This window comes from Shewanella maritima, from assembly GCF_043643735.1.
In the GTDB taxonomy this organism is placed as follows: Bacteria; Pseudomonadota; Gammaproteobacteria; order Enterobacterales; family Shewanellaceae; genus Shewanella; species Shewanella maritima_A.
On sequence record NZ_JBHZSM010000002.1, the window covers coordinates 124,882 to 146,234 of the forward strand.

Sequence of the window (21,353 nt, forward strand, 5' to 3'; positions counted from 1 at the left end):
TTGGCTATTGGCTATTGGCTATTGGGTGCAGTGTATTTAGCTGCATCAATAATGGCCCATAAGTGAAAAATGGCACCGATGATGAGCGGAATAATTAGTACCCAGAAAAAATAACCCACGACAGTGATACAAAAGAACATTAGGGCGGCTAAGATACGTCCTTGTAATAATTGACCTAAGCCAGGCCAGAATAAACTTGCTACAGCAGCAAGAACGTTACCTGCAGAACCTTGTTGTGACATTAATCTACTCCCTTACACTATGCGATTTATGTTATAACATTGTACGAACTTGTAGGGTGAATACCAATAATAAATTCACTAACACCCTATCAATAAAGGATTATTATGCCATTTAAGTTTGATGTAGTTGCATACCAGAGCATCGGCCAAGGTTTTTGGCAGTTTTTTTTGCATTTAAAGCAAAGGTTAAGGGATGACCAAATCAACATTCGTGCTGGTCATTTAGCGTATGTGACTCTTCTGTCATTGGTGCCCATGGTTGCGGTGACCATGTCGATGTTATCGGCGTTCCCAGTATTTCAAGGGATCCGCAGTAAGATTGAAGATTTTATTTATAGCAACTTTTTACCTGCTGCCGGCGAAACAGTCCAAGTACATATTAATGAGTTTGTGGCTAATGCATCTAAGGGGACCTTTGTAGGTATTATTGCCTTAGTGGTGGTCGCAATCATGTTGATCTCAGCCATTGATAAGGCACTTAACTCAATTTGGCGAGTCTCCGATAAGCGTTCTTATGTGGTGTCATTTTCAATGTATTGGATGGTACTCACGCTTGGACCCGTGCTGATTGGTGCTAGCCTAGTGGCGACCTCTTATGTGGTGTCGTTACAGTTTTTTAGTGGCACTGAGCTATCAGGGGTTGTGACTTGGATAGTGGAGCGCTTGCCTATGCTGTTCTCTGTCGCGTCTATACTGTTGCTTTACATGGTGGTACCTAATCGTAAGGTAAGATTTTTACATGCTTTGACCGGAGCCATCGTCGCTGCAATTTTGTTTGAAGCCGGCAAAAAAGGCTTTGCATTCTATGTGACACAGTTTCCAAGCTATGAAGCTATCTATGGTGCTTTAGCCGTTATTCCGATTTTATTTGTGTGGATTTATTTATCATGGATTATCGTGTTACTCGGTGCGGAAATTACCGCTTCATTGCCTGAGTTTTTTAAAAAACATCTACCTGTGAGTCACGCCGATGAGCAGATTGTGTCCTCGCAAGTTAAGCCATTGAGCTCTAGCAAGGATAACGATGCCGCCTAATGACAGATAATGAAATAGCAATGCTGGCACATTTACCGAGCTTCATTGGTCAGCAATATATAGCCGTTGGTGATGGTCATGAACTGTATGTCGCTGAGTATGGTCGGAAGGGGGCAACGCCTGTCGTCTATCTGCATGGCGGACCTGGTGCAGGGTGCCAGCTGAATGAGTTAGCCTTGTTTGAAAGCTGCGATTTACATGTGATTTTTATCGATCAGCGCGGCTCTGGGCGCTCGCGTTCTGTTGATAAGTTAGCCAATAATAATGTTAATACCCTAGTGGAAGACATTGACCTCGTGAGGCGTGCTTTAGGTATTCATCGTTGGTATCTAGTCGGTGGTTCGTCAGGCGCGATGCTTGGCTGGCTTTATAGTGGAATATATCCACAATACGTTATTGCCCAAGTTTATTGGGGAATGTTTATTCCCAGTCATCAAGGTGTTGAGTGGCTCCTATCTGAAAAAGGCGCGGGTGCGAAGCAGCCCGAGCAGTATCTGACTTTTCAAAATCAAGTCAACAGTCACTCTCGCAAGCCACAGCAATTGATTGCTGATTATGACCCTCTTATTAACCAGCATGATATGTCAGCTTGTGCCGCGTGGATTAACTGGGAGCTTGCTTTGGCCATGCCTAATGCGCAGCTTGTGCAGTTAGAGCCTAGGCATGTTTCAATGGCCCAGATTAGTCATCATTTTGCTAAGCATTGTTATTTTAACGGGCAAATGATGATGACAATGGTGAAAGATAAGGTTAAAGCTCGTACAGTAATCATTCAAGGTGAATATGATAACGTTTGCCCAAGTCATATTTTAGAGCAATACCTTGAGACGGTGTGCCAGCTCAACTTACGCTATCACAAGGTGAAGCAAGCCTACCACTCGTTGGCTGATCCTCAATTATTATCAAAGGTAAAAGGGGCGATACAAGCGATGGTGAACTCAAAACGGCAAACCAATGTAAAGTTAACGACTACAGATTATTATGCTGAAAGTATGCACAGTGAAGATTGCCTACTTTCAGGGATTTAGACATCGGATATATCACAGGAATTAGAATGAAGAAGTTACTTTTAGCTGCATGTATTTTAGGATTAACTGCTTGCGCATCAACGGATAAAACTGAAGCGCCAATCGGCCCAGAACCTGTCCCAACAAGCATTGCCTTAGGGGAAATGTCAAATGAGCAAGCCTCTTACGCCCTGTATAACACCTTGGTGAAATCCAATTACTTGGTCGATAAAATTGGCGCTAATCGTATTGCTATTCAGTTTGGTGATCAGGAGTTTGTACTTGAAGTAAGCAGAAATCAAGATGGCATTGATAGAATTCTAGCAAACCGTTTTTATGCGGTGCACCCTCAGTTGCACGGTAGTCAGGAGTTGCTATTAGCGATTGGTTCTTTGAATCAGAAATTAAACTTTGCCAAGTTCCTCGTAAGGGAGAATGGCGCTGTAATACAAGTACAAAGCTCTATGACTTTCGTGAATGGTTTTGAACTTGAAGAGCTTCGCCGTTTTATGTTGTGGACCGATGAAGGTTTACGCCAAGTGGGAGACTCATTCCCAGAACGGTCACAAGAGCTAATTAAGCCTTTACCGATTATGCAGCACCCGACAAGTGAATAAGGTTGATAGGTGATTGGATTAATTCAAAGGGTTAGCTCAGCCAGTGTCAGCGTTGCTGTTGGCACTGAGCTTGATGCTTGTCATGCCGCCGATAGTGCTCAAACTGAAGTGATTGGTGAGATTGAACAAGGGCTACTCGTTTTGCTCGGCGTTGAGCAACATGACACGCCGAAAACCATGGCTAAGCTGGCTGAGAAAGTTGTAAAATATCGCGTGTTTAGTGATGAGCAAGGTAAAATGAATCTTAATGTGCAGCAAGTGGGCGGCCGTTTGTTGGTTGTTTCACAATTTACGCTTGCTGCAGACACTCAGCGAGGTTTGCGCCCGAGTTTTTCGAAAGCTGCGACACCAGATCAAGCAAAAGCCTTGTATCAAGCTTTTGTGCAGTACTGTCGTGATTTAGGTGTTGATACTCAGGCTGGAAGTTTTGGGGCTGATATGCAAGTCTCACTGGTGAATGATGGCCCTGTGACGTTCAGTTTGCAGGTGTAATCTGTTGCAATGACACAAGGATGAAACGTGAACCAACCACCGACAAGTTTGTCTGTTGAAATGGATAGCCTGTTAGCTCAGCTGCAAACCACTTGGTATCAAACGATTCCAATTAGTGAGTTTATGCAAATTCAACTGCTCAGCTTTCAAAATGATACGCTCACGGTCACAGCACCATTAGCTCCCAATATCAATTTACACCACACCATGTTTGCTGGCAGCATATACACCCTCATGACTTTAACGGGTTGGGGCATGGTCTGGCTGCAACAACAATTGTCAGGTGTGGATGGTGATATTGTGTTGGCTGATGCAAACGTGCGCTTCCTTGCTCCCGTCGATACTCAACCAGTTACTAAGGTGACTTGGCTGGGGCAAGATGCCAGTGTGCTTGGTCGAGGTAAGCGTTTGAGGGCGCAGTTGCAGGTTGAGCTAATGTGTGGCGATAAATTATGTGCTGTGTTTAATGGGAAGTATGTGTCACTGCCAGTAAAAGATACACCGGTTTAATGTGAGACTTGTAGAAAAAATAATGCCGCGATAATCGCGGCATTTTTGTGTTTGTTTCTCGATTGTTTTACTGCGGTAATTGTTGGCGCATTTTACGGATAGCTGATTGAATTTTGCGGGTATTGTCTGGCCCCATTCTTATCAGCAATTTTTGTGCATTAGGCAAAGCCTCTAGATTAGGGTCAACAAATTGGTAGTTAACACTAATAGTGGACACTTCAATTGGATCTTCAATGATAGGTGTATTTAACAGCATGCTGAAAGCCTGCTGTAGGCGCTCATTAAAGCTGTAACTGTCGCCATAGCCTAATTCATCAAATGCTTGAGTGAACAATGGCTCAATGTAGGCGTATGTTTCAGTTAACGTTTGTGCATCTAAATTACTGACAAAATCAGCATACATATCATAGCGATGATAACTGTCTGGGTTCAAATATGTTTTATTTGTCACTTCCGATACGGTGAAATCATTTTCTGGCCCTTTTAACGGACTCGCTTTACGGATCAATTCGCCTTGAGCGAGATTATCAACAAACACCACAAACTGGCGGGCTAAGTCTTTTTTCTGTAGAAGTGGGGTAATATCCATTCCATCGGCAACAACAAGTGATTGTTGGGCCATAAAGTCATCAGAGGCGGTTAGCTCAGGTAGCGGTTCAGGCTGCGGCTCAACAATGGCGGGCGTTTCAGGTTCACCTAATGGCACAACTTCGTCTACGGGTTCAACGACGATGACTTCTTCAATCTGTGGCTGTTCAATGGGTTGCTCTGGCACAACATCTGGAACCTGAACTGGCATGACTGGCTCAGCAACGGGAGTCGGGTCTGGGTCATCAGTTGCGATAAAGTAGATAGCGCCAGCAATGGCAACCACAATCGCGACGATGATTAATGCATGACTATTACCTGACTTACCGGAAGTCATTGGTGATACTCGATCATCTTGATTTACTTGCATACGGCTTCCTTAAACATTTGATGCTGCAATAGCGCTAGTTCATTCTGCAACAATAGACGCTGTTGTCTAGCGCTAGTGCTGGATAATTAACAAATTATAATCTTGATCACGCTCACTAAGGATTAGGCTTGGACAAATTGTTGTCGTTCACCTAACCAGCGATGAATAATGGCGTCGACATGTTCAGGCACTTGCTGATTCACATGGACTGCCAGTTTTTGTATCCCGTCTATTAGGTGCTGATCGCGTACTAAATCTGCGATTTTAAGTTCAGCTAAACCGGTTTGTCGAGTGCCTAATACTTCGCCCGGCCCGCGAATTTCGAGGTCTTTTTGCGCAATAACAAAGCCATCATTGCTTTGCCTTAATACACCGAGACGTTTTGTGGCCGTTTGTGACAATGGCGCTTTGTACATCAGCACACAATGGCTGGCTACCGCGCCGCGCCCAACACGACCGCGTAACTGATGTAATTGTGCTAGCCCTAATCGCTCAGGGTTTTCTATGACCATTAAGCTCGCGTTAGGTACGTCTACGCCAACTTCTATGACTGTAGTTGCGACCAATAAGTCCAGCTCTGCAGCCTTAAACTGTGCCATGATTTGCTGTTTCTCAGCACTTTTCATGCGACCATGTACTAAGCCAATTTTTAACTCAGGCAAGGCTTGAATCAATTCTTGTGTCGTATCTTCAGCGGCTTGGCATTCAAGTACTTCAGATTCCTCAATTAAGGTACACACCCAGTAGGTTTGCCGTTTACCTTCTAATGCGGCTTGTCTGACTCTGTCGATAACATCTTGTCGGCGGGAGTCTGGTAACGCCACAGTGGTCACAGGTGTTCTGCCTGGTGGTAATTCGTCAATAATCGACGTGTCTAAGTCAGCGTAGGCCGTCATAGCCAATGTGCGAGGGATTGGTGTTGCTGTCATGATAAGTTGGTGAGGATGAAATCCTTGCTGGACACCTTTTTCACGTAACCCAAGACGTTGATGTACCCCAAATCTATGTTGCTCATCAATAATAATCAGTGCAAGTTGTTTGAATTGCACTTGTTCTTGAAAAATCGCATGAGTACCAATAACCATTTGCGCTTCACCAGAGACGATATCAGCTAAAGATTGCGCCCTAGCTTTGCCTTTCAATTTACCTGCTAACCAGCCTACTTTTAATCCAAGCGGTTCAAACCAAGCACTGAAGTTGATGGCGTGCTGTTCAGCCAGCAGCTCAGTGGGCGCCATCATTGCAACTTGGAATCCGTTTTCAATTGCCCGTAATGCAGCGAGTGCTGCCACTAGGGTTTTTCCTGAACCGACATCCCCCTGCACGAGTCGCATCATTGGATGCGGCTTGAGCAAGTCTTGTTCAATATCGTGGACTACTTTTTGCTGTGCGTTCGTGGGACTGAAAGGCAGATTGGCTAAGAAAGGCTTAATCAGTTGCAAGGTTGCTGGCATTTGAACCGCAGCATCTTGATGGCTGCGCTCGCGCAATTTGAGCATGCTGAGATTATGAGCAAGCAATTCTTCTTGGATTAATCTTTGTTGTGCTGGATGACTGCCTTGTTCAAGTAAGGTGGGGCAAGCATCATTGGGAGGACGATGCACTAGTTGCAGTGCTTGTTGTAGACTCAAGTTATTGGGATGCAGTGATTTTGGCAGTAACTCAGTTAATCCCCCACCTTTCAATAATGCCAATGCCTGTGTGGTGAGCTTTATCCAACTGGCTTGTTTCAGTCCTTCTGTTGTTGGGTAAATTGGCGTTAATGTATCACTTAATTGGATGGTTTCATCTGGTTTGATGATCTTATATTCAGGGTGAATTATTTCTGCATGATGCTTGCCGCGGCGAATTTCACCATAGGCAATTATGGTCGCTCCGGGCTGCATTGCGTTACGTTGCGACATGGAAAAATTAAAAAAAAGCAAGGTAAGTGTGCCGCTGTAATCTCTCACTGTACAAGTGAGCATCCTACGTCGGCCGGGTAAAACTTGAGTAGACTGAATTTCAGCTTGAATCGTGCCATAGCCGCCCATATGCAGTGCCGCTATAGGATAAATTTGTGTACGGTCTTCATAGCGCAGCGGTAAATGGAACAATAAATCCTGAACCGTTTTTATGCCGAGCTTTTCTAAGCGTTCGGCCATTTTCTTGGCAACGCCTTTTAATGAAGTGACTGGCGTAATATCGAGCTGAGGCAATTATTTACACCTGATTACTGTAAATATATACATATGTTTTATATATTAACAGAGATAATCTGCTTGGCAATATTCATTGCTATATCGTGCTATAACCAACCTTTTTGCCGCGCAATTCTTGCGGCATCAATGCGATTGGTGGCATTCAATTTGGCAATGGCTTCTGATAAATAATTACGTACCGTCCCCTCAGCAATAAACAATAACTGAGCAATTTCGTTAGTGGATTTTCCTTCGCCAGCCAAGCGTAAGGCTTTGCGTTCTTTATCATTAAGTGGGTCTTCATCACCAATGGCGCTGATGGCCAACTCTGGGTCAATGACACGCTTACCTGCCATAACTTGATTAATGGCGTGGATCAAATCATCTGAAGGCGCATCTTTGAGTAAAAAGCCGCCTACGCCAAACTCTAATGCGCGCTTGATATAACCTGAACGGCCAAAGGTGGTCAAAATAATAGTTTTGGTCGGGGATGCTTGTTGTTGCAAATACTGGCAGAGCTCAAGCCCGGTTTTTCCTGGCATTTCAATATCGGTTAACAGCAAGTCAAACTCCTGCTGTTTTAGTTGTTGCATAGCCTGATCGCCATTTTCAACTTCTGTCACTGTCATTGCTATGGTGTCATCCATAGCCAGAGAGAGAAGGGCGGCTAAAGCGCCGCGCACCATAGCCTGATCTTCAGCTAGTAATACATTAAGTTTTTTTGTCACGGGATAATCCTCAATTTCTAGATGCAATTATTAACGTTACTGTTCAAGGGCAATACGGAGGCTTATTTGCACCTGAGGCTGAGTGTCAATTGATAATTTAGCGTTAATAATATCGGCGCGCTCTTTAATACCTGTAAGCCCATTGCCTGCATCAAAAGGCAGACTGGCCACATTCTCTGTCACTGTGAGTTGGTAATAGTCCGCGCCGACGTCATTGTTGATCACACAGTGGGTAGTTTGGCTATGTTTGAGGATGTTGTTGCCCAGCTCGGTAATGATCAAGGCTAACTGAGACTCTACAAGTTTAGGCATCTTAGGAGGTTGGCCTTCAAGGGTCACCACGATGGACTTATCCCTAAGTAATTGACTAACACTATGGAGCGCTTTATTTAAACCTATGTGCTTATAGCCACTGACAGCCTGACGCACTTCAGTTAAACATTCACGGGTAATGTCACTGACTTGAGCTATTTGTGCCTGTGCTTGTTCTGTATTGCCTTTTGCCAGCAATTTATCTGCTAACTCAGCTTTTAGTGCGATTGAGGCTAACTGATGACCGACAATATCGTGCAAATCTCTGGCTATACGCTCACGTTCAAGTGAAGTCGCTAGTTGGCTTATTTCATCTTGAGAGCGTTGCTGTTGGCGCTGTAGGTGAGTTCTATTGCGCTCTAGAGAACCAAAAATCCCCATCGCAATACTGATTGCAGAACCATAAAAAGCAAAGTAATGACTCGGAAAGCTTAAAGCAAAGTCCAGTATAAACATGACCCCTGACAAAGCCACGATAGACATAATTGCGGTTTTTTTGGGGTAATGGAAACCAATAAAAAAGCTGGCAAAACTGAAAAATGATAATGACCCACTGGTGAATGGTGTGGTGCAAGCTGCTGTGATGATCATTATCGCAAGCGGATATTTAGCTTTACTGGAATGGCAAGTAAATACCCAAAAATAGCTAATTAGGAAGGGAATGAGCATCGTTAGGGAGACTGAAATATTCAGCCATTGGCCTTGCTGAAAATACAAGGGTACGAAAAAGAACACGAGATAGACTAAGTATATCCAAGCTGTTTTAGTCTTGTAGCTGGGAATTTGAGGGTTATTAGCCGTGTCTTGATTGACCAACTGCTGGCTGATTTGCATATTAAGCTGTTCCATAATGCCTCCGTGCACGGCTAAGTTAACTTAACCGTGCATTCATTTCTACAAACTGGCGCGATTTTATTTTGCGTGGCGCGATAATAAGAACTTGGCCCAGGCATATTCAGCATTGTTATCAATTGCTGATCCAAAGTCCTGTTTCGCGCCTTTAATATCACCAAGTTCTTGTTTAGCCAATCCGTGCCACGTATAGGCTTCTTCTAAGCCCCAGCAGATGTCGTCACACGGTTGATTGAAGTTTTCAATGGCTTTTGAGGCGTATGCTTTGGCTTTTTCCATGCTGCCACCGTATTGTGCAGGCGTGTTATAGGCCGAAATGGCTTTTACTTTCCATAGCCTTGGATTAGTTGGCTCAGCATGTTCAGCCTGTGTCAGTAATGTATTGGACTTTATACCTAGCTCCATTGGGTTTCCCTGTCCTGTTCCCATTTGCATACCGTATACTGATGCAAGTAATACAGCGGTATCAGCATTAGGTTGCTGCTGATTGAGGGACACCAAAGTACGAGCAGCTCTTTCTAGTGAAGATGCGGTCAATTGACGTTGGCCAACAATATTTGCAGTGATAGCGAGGCGGTAATCAGCATAGGCTTGTTGGTAGCCAGATGTTTGTTGTGCTAGTTGTTTTAGACCTTTAATGTCTTTGTTGTTAACGGCATTATCAATCTGATCGATGCTAGCGTGTGCAAATGGCGTTGCAATGATTAAGCTAAATGATAGTAGTAAGTTTTTCATGGTCATGTCCTTTTTTGACGTTGAATAAGTGTGTTGCGATGAAGTTATTATTCAAAAAAGGTTCAAATTTGGACATGGACAAACATCATCAATACCGAGTGACAAATGTCATCAAAACAACAGGACAAAAATAATGCCACTCATTGAGTGGCATTATTGGGTGTGAATCGTGTCTGAAATTGCAGTTTTATCTGACTAGATTAAAGCTCTTCTTCCCAGCGCACTTTGGCACCGCGAACACCTTCAACCATTGCGCTATAGCGTTTTTCAAGTACATGACGCTTAATCTTGAGAGTTGGTGTGAGGATGTCGTTTTCAACAGTCCACTCTTCATTGGTAACAATCACAGCGTCAACATGTTCATGTGATTCTAGGTTAGGGTTGATACTGTCCAGCGTTGCTTTGATAGATGCTCTTACTTCTTCACGTGGCTGCTTACGTGCACCTTCTGAAAGCTGAACAAGGGCTACTGGGTGAGGTAGACCGGAACCGATAACACAAATTAGCTCAAGGTGAGAGTCTTGGGCTAGCTTTCGCTCAATCGGTACTGGTGCAACATACTTACCTTTTGATGTTTTGAAGTTATCTTTAACTCGTCCAGTAATACTGATATAGCCATCTTCATCTATTTCACATAGATCACCAGTGAAGAAAAAGCCATCTTCATCGAAAACCGCTGCACTGGCTTCTTCCTGTAGATAGTAACCTTCCATTAAGCCAGGTGATTTGACCATTAACTCGCCTTCGTCGGTGCGGCGTACTTGGCAACCTTCAATAGGGCGTCCTACAGTACCAATTTTGTTGGCATTGTAAGGATAGTTAATAATGGAATAGGCGCAGTTTTCTGTCATACCCCAAGCTTCACAAATATTGAGCCCAATACTGTGGTACCACTCAAGTAATGTTTGCGGAATGGGTGCAGAACCTGAACCTAGTAGTCTTGCGTGTTCGAGTCCAAGGCCTTGGTGGATTTTACGTTTCACTATGCTGCTAATAATCGGGATCTTAAGCAGAAAGTTAAGTTTACTTTCGCCAATACGATTAATAATGTTCAGGTGGAAAAGCGTCCACAGTCTTGGCACAGAGAAGAACACCGTTGGACGGCAGCGTTGCACATCTTCAACAAAACTATCGAGGCTCTCAACAAAGGCGACGGCTGAGCCAGAATAGAATGATGACCCTTGAATCGCTACACGCTCAGTAATATGTGCTAGTGGAAGATAAGATATAAGGCGATCTTCGGTATTGGTTTGTAAGTCACGAACTACAGCTTCACAAGTCCAAGCATAGTTCTCGAAGGTTTGTATTGCCCCTTTCGGTTTGCCTGTAGAGCCAGAAGTGTAAATCACCGTCATGACTTGATCGGGTGAGGGCATTGGCTCGCCCACTAGCGGTTCACCAAGGCTTAATAGATTGTCCCATTGATACTGACAAGGCATGGTGTCATAAGGCATCGCGATACGTAGGATGTCACCACCAACGCCTGCCTCTTGATCGGCCCAGTAATCTAACTTGCCAGAAAAAATGGCTTTACTGCCACTGTGCTCGATAACATAGCGGATAGTATCAGCATTGGCTGTTGGGTAAATGGGCACGCTGATGTATCCGCCGTACATCAAGGCTAAATCAGTAATAAACCACTCGGCACAGTTTTTTGATAATACAGCAATTTTATCACCCGGGACTAAACCCAAATGGCGCAGTGCACCGGCAACTTGCTCAACTTGCTGCTTTACTTCAGCCCATGTAAATTCAACATATTTGCCATTAATTGGCTGGCGAAGATATACCTTGTCACCTTGTGTTTCAACCCAATGCGATAGCATTTCAACTGGGGTTTTGATTACGTTTTCCATCGACGATTCCATGATAATTATTGTTATGTGGTAGCGGGCTTTTTCACTTAGTATGGCCAGTTTTGTGACCCAGCGCAAATTTTAATCTTAGAGAATCATTTGCCTAACAAGCATTTCATTTTTCGCATTTTTTATGGGAAATGTGTTGGGAAAATCGTGGTGAAATTGTTGAATTCAAGTGACAAAAAAGGCGCAAAATGCGCCTCTAATATATCGAGAGTAAAAATCATCAGATTGATTAAAGCTCCATGATGCCGTCCATTTCGACTAAAGAGCCTTTTGGCAGCTCTTTTACACCAATCGCAGCGCGGGCCGGATAAGGCTGAGAGAAGTATCTGCTCATGATGTCATTGACTGTGGCAAAGTGGGATAGATCGGTCAGGAAGATATTCAGTTTAACAATATCAGACATACTGCCACCTGCAGCATCACAAACGGCAGTCAAATTTTCGAATACCTGTACTACTTGTTCATCAAAATTGTCACTGACCATTTCCATTGTGCTAGGAACCAGTGGGATCTGACCTGATAAATAAACGGTATTATCGACTTTTACAGCTTGTGAATAAGTGCCAATAGCTTGTGGAGCTTTGTCAGTGGCAATGATTGATTTATTAGCCATGTTATTTCTCTCTTTTGAGGGTCCTAAGGTCTTTATGCCTTATTCAGCCCCGTAGGATAGACCAACAGGGCTGAGGGTTATTTATTGCGCGAAGTACGTAATACTTCAGGTAAAACACGAATTCGGCGCATGACATTTGCTAAGTGCACCCTATCTTTTACCGAAATACGTAAATTAATCAAGTATACCCGTCCATCACGTTCCTCTGTGCTGAGATTGTGAATGTTGGAATCTGCTGAAGCAATAATCGAGGTGATTTTTGCCAGTGCACCTTGGTGGTTAACAATTTCAACACGTAAGTTAGCTTGGTATTCAAGCCCTTCAACGTTATCCCAATGTACAGTGATGTATTTGTCTGGCTCGCCTTGGTAGCCGCGGATATTGGCACAATTTTCCATATGCACCACTAGGCCTTTACCTGGGCTAACATGGGCTATCACCGCATCTCCTGGTATAGGTCGGCAACAGTTAGCGTAAGTGACCAACATACCTTCAGCACCACGAATTGGCATGACTTTAGCGTCTTTATCATCGGGTGATTGCTGGAGGTCTTGTCCAAGTAAGCGTTGGGCAATAACGATGCTCATGGCGTTACCTAGACCAATGTCAGCCAGTAATGAATCTAAAGTATCGTGCTTCGTTTCGGCAATGACTTTATTGACTTGTTCTTCAGGTAGGTCGCTAAGATCTCTATCTCCAAGTGCATGGTTAAGTAAACGGCGACCAAGACCAATGGCGTTGTCACCTTTCATGCTTTTTAATACTTGTCGTATTTTACCGCGGGCTTTACCTGTTACTACAAAGTTAAGCCATGCGGCATTAGGTCGAGCACCTTTTGCCGTAATAATTTCAACCGTCTGACCTGAAATAAGCGGCTGACTTAATGGGTAGGCTTGGCGATTAACACGCGCACCTACGCAAGTGTTTCCTACGTCTGTATGAACTTCGTAAGCGAAATCAACCGGTGTGGCATTCACTGGTAGCTCCAGAATACGACCTTCAGGCGTAAAGACATAGATCTCGTCCGGGAAGAGTTCAGTTTTAACGTTCTCAACAAACTCAAACGAGCTGCTGGCACTTTGTTGTAATTCAAGTAGACTTTGCATCCACTTGCGGGCGCGCACTTGTGTAGTGGATTGCTGTGACGCCATGGTGTTGCTCTTATACATCCAGTGGGCAGCAACCCCTTTGTCGGCCATTTGATCCATTTCTTCGGTACGGATCTGTACTTCAACAGGAACAGCATGTGGACCAAATAAGGATGTATGTAATGACTGGTACCCATTGGCTTTGGGGATGGCAATATAATCTTTAAAGCGACCAGGATGCGGTTTGTATAGGCCATGCATTGAGCCTAAAACGCGGTAACAGGTATCAATAGAGTCAACAATCACTCTAAAGGCATAAATATCCATCACCTCTTGAAATTGCAATTCTTTACCGCTCATTTTACGGTAAATTGAGTAGAGGTTTTTTTCACGGCCTTTTACAGAGGCCTTAATGCCTTGTTCTTCAAGACGGGTCTCAATGGCCGTTTCAATACTGTTTATCAGTTCTTTTCGATTGCCACGAGCTGACTTGACTACTTCTTTGATAACGCGATAGCGCATTGGATAATACGCTTGAAACCCAAGGTCTTCTAACTCTGTTTTAATGTTATGAATACCAAGACGGTTTGCAATTGGTGCGTAGATTTCGAGGGTTTCTCGAGCAATGCGACGTCGTTTATCAGGACGTAATGCGCCCAATGTACGCATGTTGTGAGTGCGGTCGGCTAATTTAATGAGAATGACTCGAATATCTTGAGTCATGGCCATCATCATTTTGCGGAAGTTTTCAGCTTGGGCTTCTTTCTTATCGCGAAACTTGATTTTATCAAGCTTAGACACGCCTTCAACTAATTCAGCGACAGTCATGCCGAATAGTTCAGCTAACTCTTCTTTGGTTACTGGGGTGTCTTCAATTGTATCGTGCAGCAATGCTGCCATGAGCGTCTCGAAATCAAGACGCATGTCCGCTAGAATGCGGGCAACGGCAACAGGGTGGGTAATGTAAGGCTCGCCACTTGAGCGCATTTGACCTTCATGGGCATCTCGCGCAACCAAATAGGCCTGCTTGAGTAACTCTACTTGCTCCGGCTCTAAATATCCAGACGCAGACTCCTTTAGACCTTCAAACAGATACAAGTGGCGCTTCTCCTTAGATTGTACGACCTTCAGCTATGGCTGCTACAGCGGCAATTTCAGCTGCTTCACGCTCACGAACGCTTTGGCGCTCATCAGCATCAAGAGTGCTAGAAGTAACTAAACCTAATTCGATTTCGCGTAATGCGAGAACCGTTGGCTTGTCATTCATCTCTTCTACCATTGGGTCTTTGCCTTGAACGGCGATTTGGCGTGCACGACGCGCTGCAACCAAAATCATGTCAAAACGGTTGCCGATTTGTTCTACGGCGTCTTCTACAGTAACGCGAGCCATATCTTAAAACTCCAAATTTATCTTACAGGGAAAAATGACGCAAAATTGTACACTATGGCAACTATTCTGCCAACAGATCGACAATCATATCATTGTGAGTATAGCTCTGACTAGCACAGGTTAATTTTTGACTAGCAATAATGGTATTAAATTCACCTAATGCTGTGTCAAAATCATCGTTAATAATAACAAAGTCATATTGTTTGAAGTGTGACATTTCTGAGACAGCTTGAGCCATACGTTTGTCGATCACTTCTTGGCTGTCTTGTCCCCGACCTGTGAGTCTGCTCGCTAGTTCAGCTTTAGAAGGCGGCAAAATAAAGATGCCTATCGCTTCAGGCATGAGTTTTTTTACTTGTTCGCCACCCTGCCAATCAATATCTAAGAATACATCGATACCTTTATCTAAGGTTTGCTCAATCACTTTTCGAGAGGTTCCGTAGTAATTGCCAAAGACTTCCGCCCATTCAAAAAAAGCATTCTCAGCAATCAGTGACTTGAACTCTTCGACGCTGACAAAATGGTAATGCTTTGCGTTTTCTTCCCCAGGGCGAGGTTGACGAGTTGTATGAGAAACAGAAACCTGTTTATCTTGTGGGTTATCTTTCAGCAACGCTGAGATCAATGAAGATTTACCAGCCCCACTCGGCGCTGACACGATAAATAGATTTCCACGAGTATTCATAAATTAAGCAGCAACTTCTGATAACGAAATAGAACTTACCATTATACTCGCTATCGATAGTCTTAGGCTAGATCTGTGCTGATTGTTGAGTGATAGTTAGTGGCTATTCATGGCTGAACAAACCCATGCAATGTGTGGTGCACATATTACTAAGTTGATAATTTTTTGTGCGGGTTTAATGCTTTTTACGGATAGATACTGGTTTTATACGCTAGATTCTGTAGGCTTTGCAGTTTAAAAATATTTTTGTGCAGTGAGATAGTCCAAGCATTTCATTTTTTCGATAAGTTTTTTGGGATTCACGTATGTTGTTAGCCTCATTATTTTGTCACCAAGGCCATGACCAATCGTTTCGTTTTGCGAGTATTGCCGCTTTAGCATTTATTTTAACTATTTTGAGTGGCGTCATTTTCCCCTCCAGCTTATTTGCTGTGGTAATTAGCTTATTATTTGCCGCCATTGCAGGACTATCAGGTTTACGTCGGATTCGTAATGCAAACCTTCCACAGCCTTTAGTTGCCGTTATCCCAAGTTTATTACTGTTATTTTCAGTATCACAATATGTGCAGGTCGGACTGGGGTGGTTATCGCCCATTGCGACAGTATTGATAGCGATAATCGTGTGGCTCAGCCTTAAAAGTAATGCCTACAATAATATGCATTTTGTGCAAGGTTATTATGGTCCAAAATTGACTACAACAGCGTCATTACGCACAGTTCAACAGCGCCGCGAACCCGTTTTAAGTGGTGATGTGTTAGATGATGTTCCCCATATTGATGGCGAACAACCTGATTTAAATCGTACCCAGCCGACATTAAAGCCCGATGCAGGAGCTGATGATGGACTAAATAAAGTTACCAGTGCTTTACGCTCGTGGGCCAGTAGCAATAGGAATACGGTTAAGGTTACTGGCATATCTTTGGCGGTGATCACTGTTGTCATCTTAGTGACCGTTGTCGTGTTTAAACCAAATCAAGATCAATCATTAGATTTAGCACCGCAGGTTGTAGAGACTGAACCTAAACCCAGTAACGTGCCAAGAATATCGGTTAAATTGCCTGATGGATTTTGGCTTGAACAAGAGCAAGATATTTTGATTATTCGTTGGCTAGGTGAAGAAGGCGTAGTTAGAAATATCTGGTCATTAGCCAGCGCTAAAGGTGATAAAAGTTGCGCAAACTTAGAGTTTAATAATCGCGCCAAGTATCGTCCGATGACAGTCGATTTAACGGCTGACTCGAGTAGTGAAGCAAGATTTTCCCCATTAGATAGTCAGGCCATTATTAAAGATGTGGCCATGCGCGGCAGCTTTTCTTTGTGTGGATATCAATTTAGTTTAGCAGGGAGCCAAGTTGCCCTGAGTCGTCAGCCTGAATTTGCCAAACTATTGTAACGGCTAAAAGCCATGTGATTGTGGCCAAAACTAGGTTGAACGTATTTATATATTAATGGAGTTAGTTGGGAATGGAGTTTATTAGGCAGCAAGTTTTGCCTTGTTATGGTGTGCCTCAGTCGGCAGCGATTTCTGTCTTAGGTGAGGGGCATATTAACCAGACGTACTTGGTCAAAAGTCCGCAAAAAAGCTTCGTGCTGCAAAAAATAAATACGGATGTATTTCCCAAGCCTTGTGAATTGGTGCGTAACGCAACAAAAATTGCGCAGCATCTTCAGCTCAAAGCTGACAAGGGTTTATATCAGCTACAAGTTATTAGTCCTGTGCTAACTGAACAAAAGCAAGCTTTTGTTGACTTAGGTGACGGCGGTTTTTGGCGAGCGATAACATACTTACCAAACAGTCATACAATCAGTGTGGTTAACAACTTAGAAGATGCCGGTAATGCGGCATCGGCTTTTGGTCATTTCAGTGCCAGCCTAAGTGACGTTGACCCTGACTCATTAACCGATGTGATTGATGACTTTTTAAATCTGTCCAAAAGAATTGAACAGTTAAAGCTGGCGGTTGCAAACGATAACGCTCATCGATTAGCGCAATGTCGCCAATGGGTGGACTTTACCTTGTCTCAGCAAGTATTTGTTGAGCATGTTAATCAGCTTTTACCTCAATTACCGCGCCGCGTTTGCCACAATGACACCAAAATTAATAACATGCTGTTTGATAAGCGTGATATGTCGAGTATGGCTGTTATTGACTTGGACACGTGCATGAGTGGTTATCTCATGTTTGATTTTGGTGACATGGTACGAGCATTTTGCTCGCCAGAGCCAGAAGACTCAACAGAGCTTAGTAAAGTGATTGCGAGGCCAGAAGTGATTGCACACGCAAGCCAATGCTATCTTTCACAGTTTGAAGGGATTATTACTCCTACAGAAAAAAATAGCTTGTGGATTGGATTAAAGGCGATGGCTTTGATGTTAGGTAGCCGCTTTTTAACTGATTACCTAAATGGCGATCAATATTTTGCCATTCAAAGACCTAATCATAATTTAGATAGGGCGGCCAACCAGCTCACTATTTATCAATCATTGCTTGATCAAGAAGCAAAATTAGCCCCACTTTTTGAGTAAACCTTCATGAGAGTTAATCAATTTCAATGGGTGTTATTTGACGCCGATGAAACCTTATTTCACTTTGATGCTTATGCTGGCCTAAGGTTAATGTTTTCAAAGTATAATGTGCAATTTAGTCAGGATGATTTTGAGCAATATCAAAAGGTGAATAAACCCCTTTGGCATGAATATCAAAATGGCACTATTGATGCCAATACGTTGCAAACTACCCGCTTCAATGCGTGGGCTAAAAAGCTTAATTGCTCTACCGAAGAGCTAAATTCAGGTTTTTTAACGGCAATGGCAGATATTTGCCAACCACTGCCAGGAGCGCGTGAAATGGTGGATGCCATTAGTGATAAAGTGAATTTGGGGATTATTACCAATGGCTTTACTCAACTGCAGTCCATTAGGCTAGAAAGAACAGGTTTCATGAATGATTTTGAGCATGTGGTTATTTCCGAGCAAGTAGGTGTTGCTAAACCAGATAAAGCCATTTTTGAACATTCTTTGGCGTTAATGGGCAAGCCCGATCCAAAGAAGGTGTTGATGGTAGGTGATAACATCGACTCGGATATACTCGGTGGCAATAACGCTGGTATGCACACTTGTTGGTTGAATCATGATCAACAGCCTGTACCCGATGAAATAAAACCAACGCATCATGTGGCAAGTTTATCTGAACTCACTCAGTGGCTTTTAAGCTCTGAGGCTACATAGATAGAAGCTGGTGCGTTAGTAGATTCAGATGAATGGCAGTACGCTAGATATGAGCCAATAAAAAAGAGTGCAAATAGGCACTCTTTTTTTGTTTGGCATAATTCAACTATTGAAAGAGATCTTCACCTGAATTGTCGATAAAAATCTCATCGGTTTCGGGTGTTTCAGTGACATAGTCAGTTGGTTGAGTACCATCAATAAAGTATTCAAAGGCAGTGGTATGGTCAGTTTTACGAGTGAGTTTTCCTGTCGCTAAATCAATTCTCGCGGTGACAATACCTTTGGGTGGTATTGCTGTTTTTTCTTCTGTGCCTGCTAGGGCTGCTTTAAAGAAATGATTCCAGCCAGGACCTGCTGTTTTTGCGCCTGACTCTCCGCCTGTGATCTGATCTGGTGCTCCTTCAGCCATCCAACTTGTTCGACCCAATTGGCGGTTGTGATCGTCAAAACCGACCCAAAACGTAGAGGTTAAGGTCGGGCTATAGCCACTAAACCAAGTGTCTCTCGCTTCATTGGTAGTACCGGTTTTACCCGCAATATCTCGACGCTTGATTAAGCGTGATGCGCGCCAAGCTGTACCGTTCCAACCTGTGCCCTTACTCCAATCACCACCACCCCAGATCACACTCTTCAGGGCTTCTGTAATGAGAAATGCTGTTTGTTCAGAAATAATTTGCTCTGCGAAACGATTTTCCATGTTCATGCATTCTGCAGGTACATTGGTTGTAGTATGTTCTGGTTCAACTTCTACTGTCTGACCTAATTCAGCAGCCATTGCTGCAAATGGATCGTCATTTACTAATGCTGGCTCAGCTGAAGTAACCGGTTTGCAAGCGTAGGTTGGGGATGCCTGTTCAATCACTTTGCCATATGAATCTGTCACTTGTTCGATAAAGAAAGGCTCTACAAGATAACCACCGTTGGCAAATACATTAAATGCTGTTGCAACTTGCATCGGTGTTACTGAAGGAGAGCCCAGTGCGAGCGATTCATTACGCGGTAAGTCAGCTGGATCAAAGCCAAATTTGACTAAACCATCAATGGACTCTTGAATGCCAATATGGCGTAACGCCCTAACAGACATAACGTTAATTGATTGCGCTAAACCTACTCTTAATCGAGTCGGCCCACCATAAATGTCAGGTGAATTTTTAGGGCGCCATGCTGTGCCTTGGCGAGTATCCGGTTTGTTGATTGGGGCATTGTTGATTAGCGTGGCAAGTGTGTAGTCTTTTTCTAGTGCGCTAGCATAAATAAAAGGCTTAATATTTGAACCTAATTGGCGCTTTGCTTGCGTGACGCGATTAAACTGACTTTGATTAAAACTAAAGCCACCAACGAGGGTGCGAATTGCACCATCAAATGGGTCAATTGAAACTGTTGCACTGGATACTTGAGGTATTTGTGATAATTGCCAAGTTTTACCATTGTGGCGTACCCAAACTTGTTCTCCAACATTGACAATATCTGCTGCAACTTTAGGTGGACGGCTTTGGCGTCGATCAGAGATGAATTTTCTTGCCCATTGCAGCTCTGGCCATTCTAGGCTGATACTCTCGCCATTACGTGTTAACACTTGTATAGTTTTTTCTTCGACTGCCATTACTGCTGCAGGAATAATACCTTGTAATGAAGCCGTCTTTTTTAATGCTTTTATAATGTCTTCATCACTGGGTGCTAGCTCTGTCCATAAAACTTTTTCAGCTCCGCGGTAACCATGACGCTGATCGTAAGCGTAGACATTGTTTCTCAAGGCTGTTTGCGCTTCTAACTGTAGGTCTGATGAGATTGTGGTATAGACATTATAACCATTGGTATAGGCTTCTTCTTGGCCATACTTGTCAATCATATACTCACGCACCATTTCTGAAATATATGGTGCATATAAATCAATAACCGCGCCATGATATCTTGCAGTAACTGGAGAGTGAATTGCTTCATCATATTGAACTTGAGTGATGTTTTCTTTTTCTAGCATGCGGCCAAGTACCCAATTACGACGAGAAACTGCTCGTTGTGGGTTACGTATGGGGTTTGCTGCTGATGGCGCCTGAGGTAAACCAGCAATCATTGCCATTTCGGGTAGGCTTAGCTCATTTAAAGTTTTACCGTAATAAACTTGAGCTGCAGCGCCGACACCATAAGCTCGGTTCCCTAGAAATGAGCGGTTAAGGTAAAGTGTTAGAATTTCTTTTTTGGTTAACGCCTGCTCAATTTTTAAGGCAAGAAAGATTTCTTTGGTTTTTCGGATATAGGTTTTTTCATTACTTAAAAAGAAACCACGGGCAACCTGCTGAGTGATGGTACTTGCACCTTGGCTTTTCTTGCCTGTGGTAATTAATATCGTTGCCGCACGAATAATTCCTATAGGGTCAATACCTCTATGCTCAAAGAAACGCGCATCTTCAGTATCCAGCACAGCATTGATTAATTGCTCCGGCACATCCTCGTATTCCACAGGGATACGGCGCTTTTCACCGAATTGAGAAATTAATTTCCCATCTTGGCTATATATTCTGAGCGGGGTTTGTAACTTCACTGTTTTTAGCGTGGTGACGTCAGGAAGATCTGGCAGTACATAAAAGTAAGCAGCACCAATTGCACCTATTCCTAATAGGGTTAGGCTGAAGAATGCAATAATTAGACGTTTAAACCATTTCACGTGAAAATTCCAAAAAACTTAAATAAAGGCAATAGTATATAAGCGAGATAGTTTTAGTTGAAGTAAAAACATGTATACTTCAAATAGTATTTGTAAAATACCGAAACATTTTATACAAATACTTATAACTTATAGATTTTGTGCTAATCTTTT

General features: G+C 43.3%; 20 protein-coding genes. 8 read left to right on the forward strand and 12 right to left on the reverse strand.

The features are described from left to right. Nucleotides 1-11: 11 nt before the first annotated feature. Nucleotides 12-242, reverse strand: a complete 231-nt coding sequence (locus ACHUGF_RS02720) for a hypothetical protein (RefSeq protein WP_394129246.1) — start codon at nt 240-242, stop codon at nt 12-14. Between the two features lie 105 nt (nt 243-347). Here ACHUGF_RS02720 and ACHUGF_RS02725 point away from each other — a divergent pair, with 105 nt between their 5' ends. Genes ACHUGF_RS02725 through ACHUGF_RS02745 form a run of 5 tightly spaced genes read left to right on the forward strand, consistent with a single transcriptional unit; the run spans nt 348 to nt 3,903 of the window. Further along, entirely contained in the window at nt 348-1,277 is a 930-nt protein-coding gene (locus ACHUGF_RS02725) for a virulence factor BrkB family protein (RefSeq protein WP_394129247.1), read from the forward strand. Further along, the gene (locus tag ACHUGF_RS02730) at nt 1,277-2,305 is read left to right on the forward strand and encodes an alpha/beta fold hydrolase (protein ID WP_394129248.1); all 1,029 of its coding nucleotides are present in this window, start codon (nt 1,277-1,279) and stop codon (nt 2,303-2,305) included. Before ACHUGF_RS02725 ends, ACHUGF_RS02730 begins: the two co-directional genes overlap by 1 nt. A gap of 26 nt (nt 2,306-2,331) precedes the next feature. Next, nucleotides 2,332-2,901, forward strand: coding sequence for a flagellar basal body L-ring protein FlgH (locus ACHUGF_RS02735; protein ID WP_394129249.1), 570 nt, complete (start codon nt 2,332-2,334; stop codon nt 2,899-2,901). Between the two features lie 9 nt (nt 2,902-2,910). Continuing rightward, nucleotides 2,911-3,393, forward strand: coding sequence for a D-aminoacyl-tRNA deacylase (gene dtd / locus ACHUGF_RS02740; protein ID WP_394129250.1), 483 nt, complete (start codon nt 2,911-2,913; stop codon nt 3,391-3,393). A 60-nt stretch (nt 3,394-3,453) separates the two neighbouring features. Continuing rightward, nucleotides 3,454-3,903, forward strand: a complete 450-nt coding sequence (locus ACHUGF_RS02745; RefSeq protein WP_394129536.1) for a thioesterase domain-containing protein — start codon at nt 3,454-3,456, stop codon at nt 3,901-3,903. Between the two features lie 67 nt (nt 3,904-3,970). Here the strand turns inward: ACHUGF_RS02745 and ACHUGF_RS02750 are convergent, their stop codons facing one another. From ACHUGF_RS02750 to gmk, 10 genes are all read right to left on the reverse strand, one after another. Next, entirely contained in the window at nt 3,971-4,861 is an 891-nt protein-coding gene (locus ACHUGF_RS02750) for a DUF3014 domain-containing protein (protein ID WP_394129251.1), read from the reverse strand. 122 nt (nt 4,862-4,983) lie between these two features. Further along, nucleotides 4,984-7,059, reverse strand: coding sequence for an ATP-dependent DNA helicase RecG (gene recG / locus ACHUGF_RS02755; RefSeq protein WP_394129252.1), 2,076 nt, complete (start codon nt 7,057-7,059; stop codon nt 4,984-4,986). 89 nt (nt 7,060-7,148) lie between these two features. Then, nucleotides 7,149-7,769, reverse strand: coding sequence for a response regulator transcription factor (locus tag ACHUGF_RS02760; RefSeq protein ID WP_394129253.1), 621 nt, complete (start codon nt 7,767-7,769; stop codon nt 7,149-7,151). Nucleotides 7,770-7,805: 36 nt separating this feature from the next. Continuing rightward, the gene (locus ACHUGF_RS02765; RefSeq protein WP_394129254.1) at nt 7,806-8,930 is read right to left on the reverse strand and encodes a sensor histidine kinase; all 1,125 of its coding nucleotides are present in this window, start codon (nt 8,928-8,930) and stop codon (nt 7,806-7,808) included. 63 nt (nt 8,931-8,993) lie between these two features. Beyond that, entirely contained in the window at nt 8,994-9,668 is a 675-nt protein-coding gene (locus ACHUGF_RS02770) for a hypothetical protein (RefSeq protein WP_394129255.1), read from the reverse strand. Between the two features lie 200 nt (nt 9,669-9,868). Then, complete coding sequence (locus ACHUGF_RS02775; protein WP_394129256.1) at nt 9,869-11,524, reverse strand: AMP-binding protein; 1,656 nt, start codon at nt 11,522-11,524, stop codon at nt 9,869-9,871. A 238-nt stretch (nt 11,525-11,762) separates the two neighbouring features. Further along, the gene (locus tag ACHUGF_RS02780; RefSeq protein ID WP_394129257.1) at nt 11,763-12,146 is read right to left on the reverse strand and encodes a RidA family protein; all 384 of its coding nucleotides are present in this window, start codon (nt 12,144-12,146) and stop codon (nt 11,763-11,765) included. A 77-nt stretch (nt 12,147-12,223) separates the two neighbouring features. Further along, a complete protein-coding gene (spoT, locus tag ACHUGF_RS02785) occupies nt 12,224-14,332 on the reverse strand; it encodes a bifunctional GTP diphosphokinase/guanosine-3',5'-bis pyrophosphate 3'-pyrophosphohydrolase (protein ID WP_394129258.1) in 2,109 nt (702 codons plus the stop codon). A 13-nt stretch (nt 14,333-14,345) separates the two neighbouring features. Then, a complete protein-coding gene (rpoZ, locus tag ACHUGF_RS02790) occupies nt 14,346-14,624 on the reverse strand; it encodes a DNA-directed RNA polymerase subunit omega (protein ID WP_130600555.1) in 279 nt (92 codons plus the stop codon). 61 nt (nt 14,625-14,685) lie between these two features. Then, complete coding sequence (gmk, locus tag ACHUGF_RS02795; protein WP_394129259.1) at nt 14,686-15,309, reverse strand: guanylate kinase; 624 nt, start codon at nt 15,307-15,309, stop codon at nt 14,686-14,688. 305 nt (nt 15,310-15,614) lie between these two features. Between gmk and ACHUGF_RS02800 the strand changes: the two genes are divergently transcribed. The 3 genes from ACHUGF_RS02800 to yjjG all read left to right on the forward strand — a co-directional run bounded on the left by ACHUGF_RS02800 (nt 15,615) and on the right by yjjG (nt 18,538). Beyond that, complete coding sequence (locus ACHUGF_RS02800) at nt 15,615-16,703, forward strand: hypothetical protein (RefSeq protein WP_394129260.1); 1,089 nt, start codon at nt 15,615-15,617, stop codon at nt 16,701-16,703. Nucleotides 16,704-16,774: 71 nt separating this feature from the next. After that, nucleotides 16,775-17,836, forward strand: a complete 1,062-nt coding sequence (locus ACHUGF_RS02805) for an aminoglycoside phosphotransferase family protein (protein ID WP_394129261.1) — start codon at nt 16,775-16,777, stop codon at nt 17,834-17,836. 6 nt (nt 17,837-17,842) lie between these two features. After that, a complete protein-coding gene (yjjG, locus tag ACHUGF_RS02810; protein ID WP_394129262.1) occupies nt 17,843-18,538 on the forward strand; it encodes a pyrimidine 5'-nucleotidase in 696 nt (231 codons plus the stop codon). A gap of 106 nt (nt 18,539-18,644) precedes the next feature. Here the strand turns inward: yjjG and ACHUGF_RS02815 are convergent, their stop codons facing one another. After that, the gene (locus ACHUGF_RS02815) at nt 18,645-21,200 is read right to left on the reverse strand and encodes a penicillin-binding protein 1A (protein WP_394129263.1); all 2,556 of its coding nucleotides are present in this window, start codon (nt 21,198-21,200) and stop codon (nt 18,645-18,647) included. Nucleotides 21,201-21,353 lie beyond the last annotated feature (153 nt).

Coding starts and splice junctions, on each gene's coding strand:
- ACHUGF_RS02720 (WP_394129246.1), bottom strand. CDS start 242: ATGTCACAACAAGGTTCTGCAGGTAACGTTCTTGCTGCTGTAGCAAGT.
- ACHUGF_RS02725 (WP_394129247.1), top strand. CDS start 348: ATGCCATTTAAGTTTGATGTAGTTGCATACCAGAGCATCGGCCAAGGT.
- ACHUGF_RS02730 (WP_394129248.1), top strand. CDS start 1,277: ATGACAGATAATGAAATAGCAATGCTGGCACATTTACCGAGCTTCATT.
- ACHUGF_RS02735 (WP_394129249.1), top strand. CDS start 2,332: ATGAAGAAGTTACTTTTAGCTGCATGTATTTTAGGATTAACTGCTTGC.
- ACHUGF_RS02745 (WP_394129536.1), top strand. CDS start 3,454: ATGGATAGCCTGTTAGCTCAGCTGCAAACCACTTGGTATCAAACGATT.
- ACHUGF_RS02750 (WP_394129251.1), bottom strand. CDS start 4,861: ATGCAAGTAAATCAAGATGATCGAGTATCACCAATGACTTCCGGTAAG.
- ACHUGF_RS02765 (WP_394129254.1), bottom strand. CDS start 8,930: ATGGAACAGCTTAATATGCAAATCAGCCAGCAGTTGGTCAATCAAGAC.
- ACHUGF_RS02770 (WP_394129255.1), bottom strand. CDS start 9,668: ATGAAAAACTTACTACTATCATTTAGCTTAATCATTGCAACGCCATTT.
- ACHUGF_RS02775 (WP_394129256.1), bottom strand. CDS start 11,524: ATGGAAAACGTAATCAAAACCCCAGTTGAAATGCTATCGCATTGGGTT.
- ACHUGF_RS02780 (WP_394129257.1), bottom strand. CDS start 12,146: ATGGCTAATAAATCAATCATTGCCACTGACAAAGCTCCACAAGCTATT.
- rpoZ (WP_130600555.1), bottom strand. CDS start 14,624: ATGGCTCGCGTTACTGTAGAAGACGCCGTAGAACAAATCGGCAACCGT.
- gmk (WP_394129259.1), bottom strand. CDS start 15,309: ATGAATACTCGTGGAAATCTATTTATCGTGTCAGCGCCGAGTGGGGCT.
- ACHUGF_RS02800 (WP_394129260.1), top strand. CDS start 15,615: ATGTTGTTAGCCTCATTATTTTGTCACCAAGGCCATGACCAATCGTTT.
- ACHUGF_RS02805 (WP_394129261.1), top strand. CDS start 16,775: ATGGAGTTTATTAGGCAGCAAGTTTTGCCTTGTTATGGTGTGCCTCAG.
- yjjG (WP_394129262.1), top strand. CDS start 17,843: ATGAGAGTTAATCAATTTCAATGGGTGTTATTTGACGCCGATGAAACC.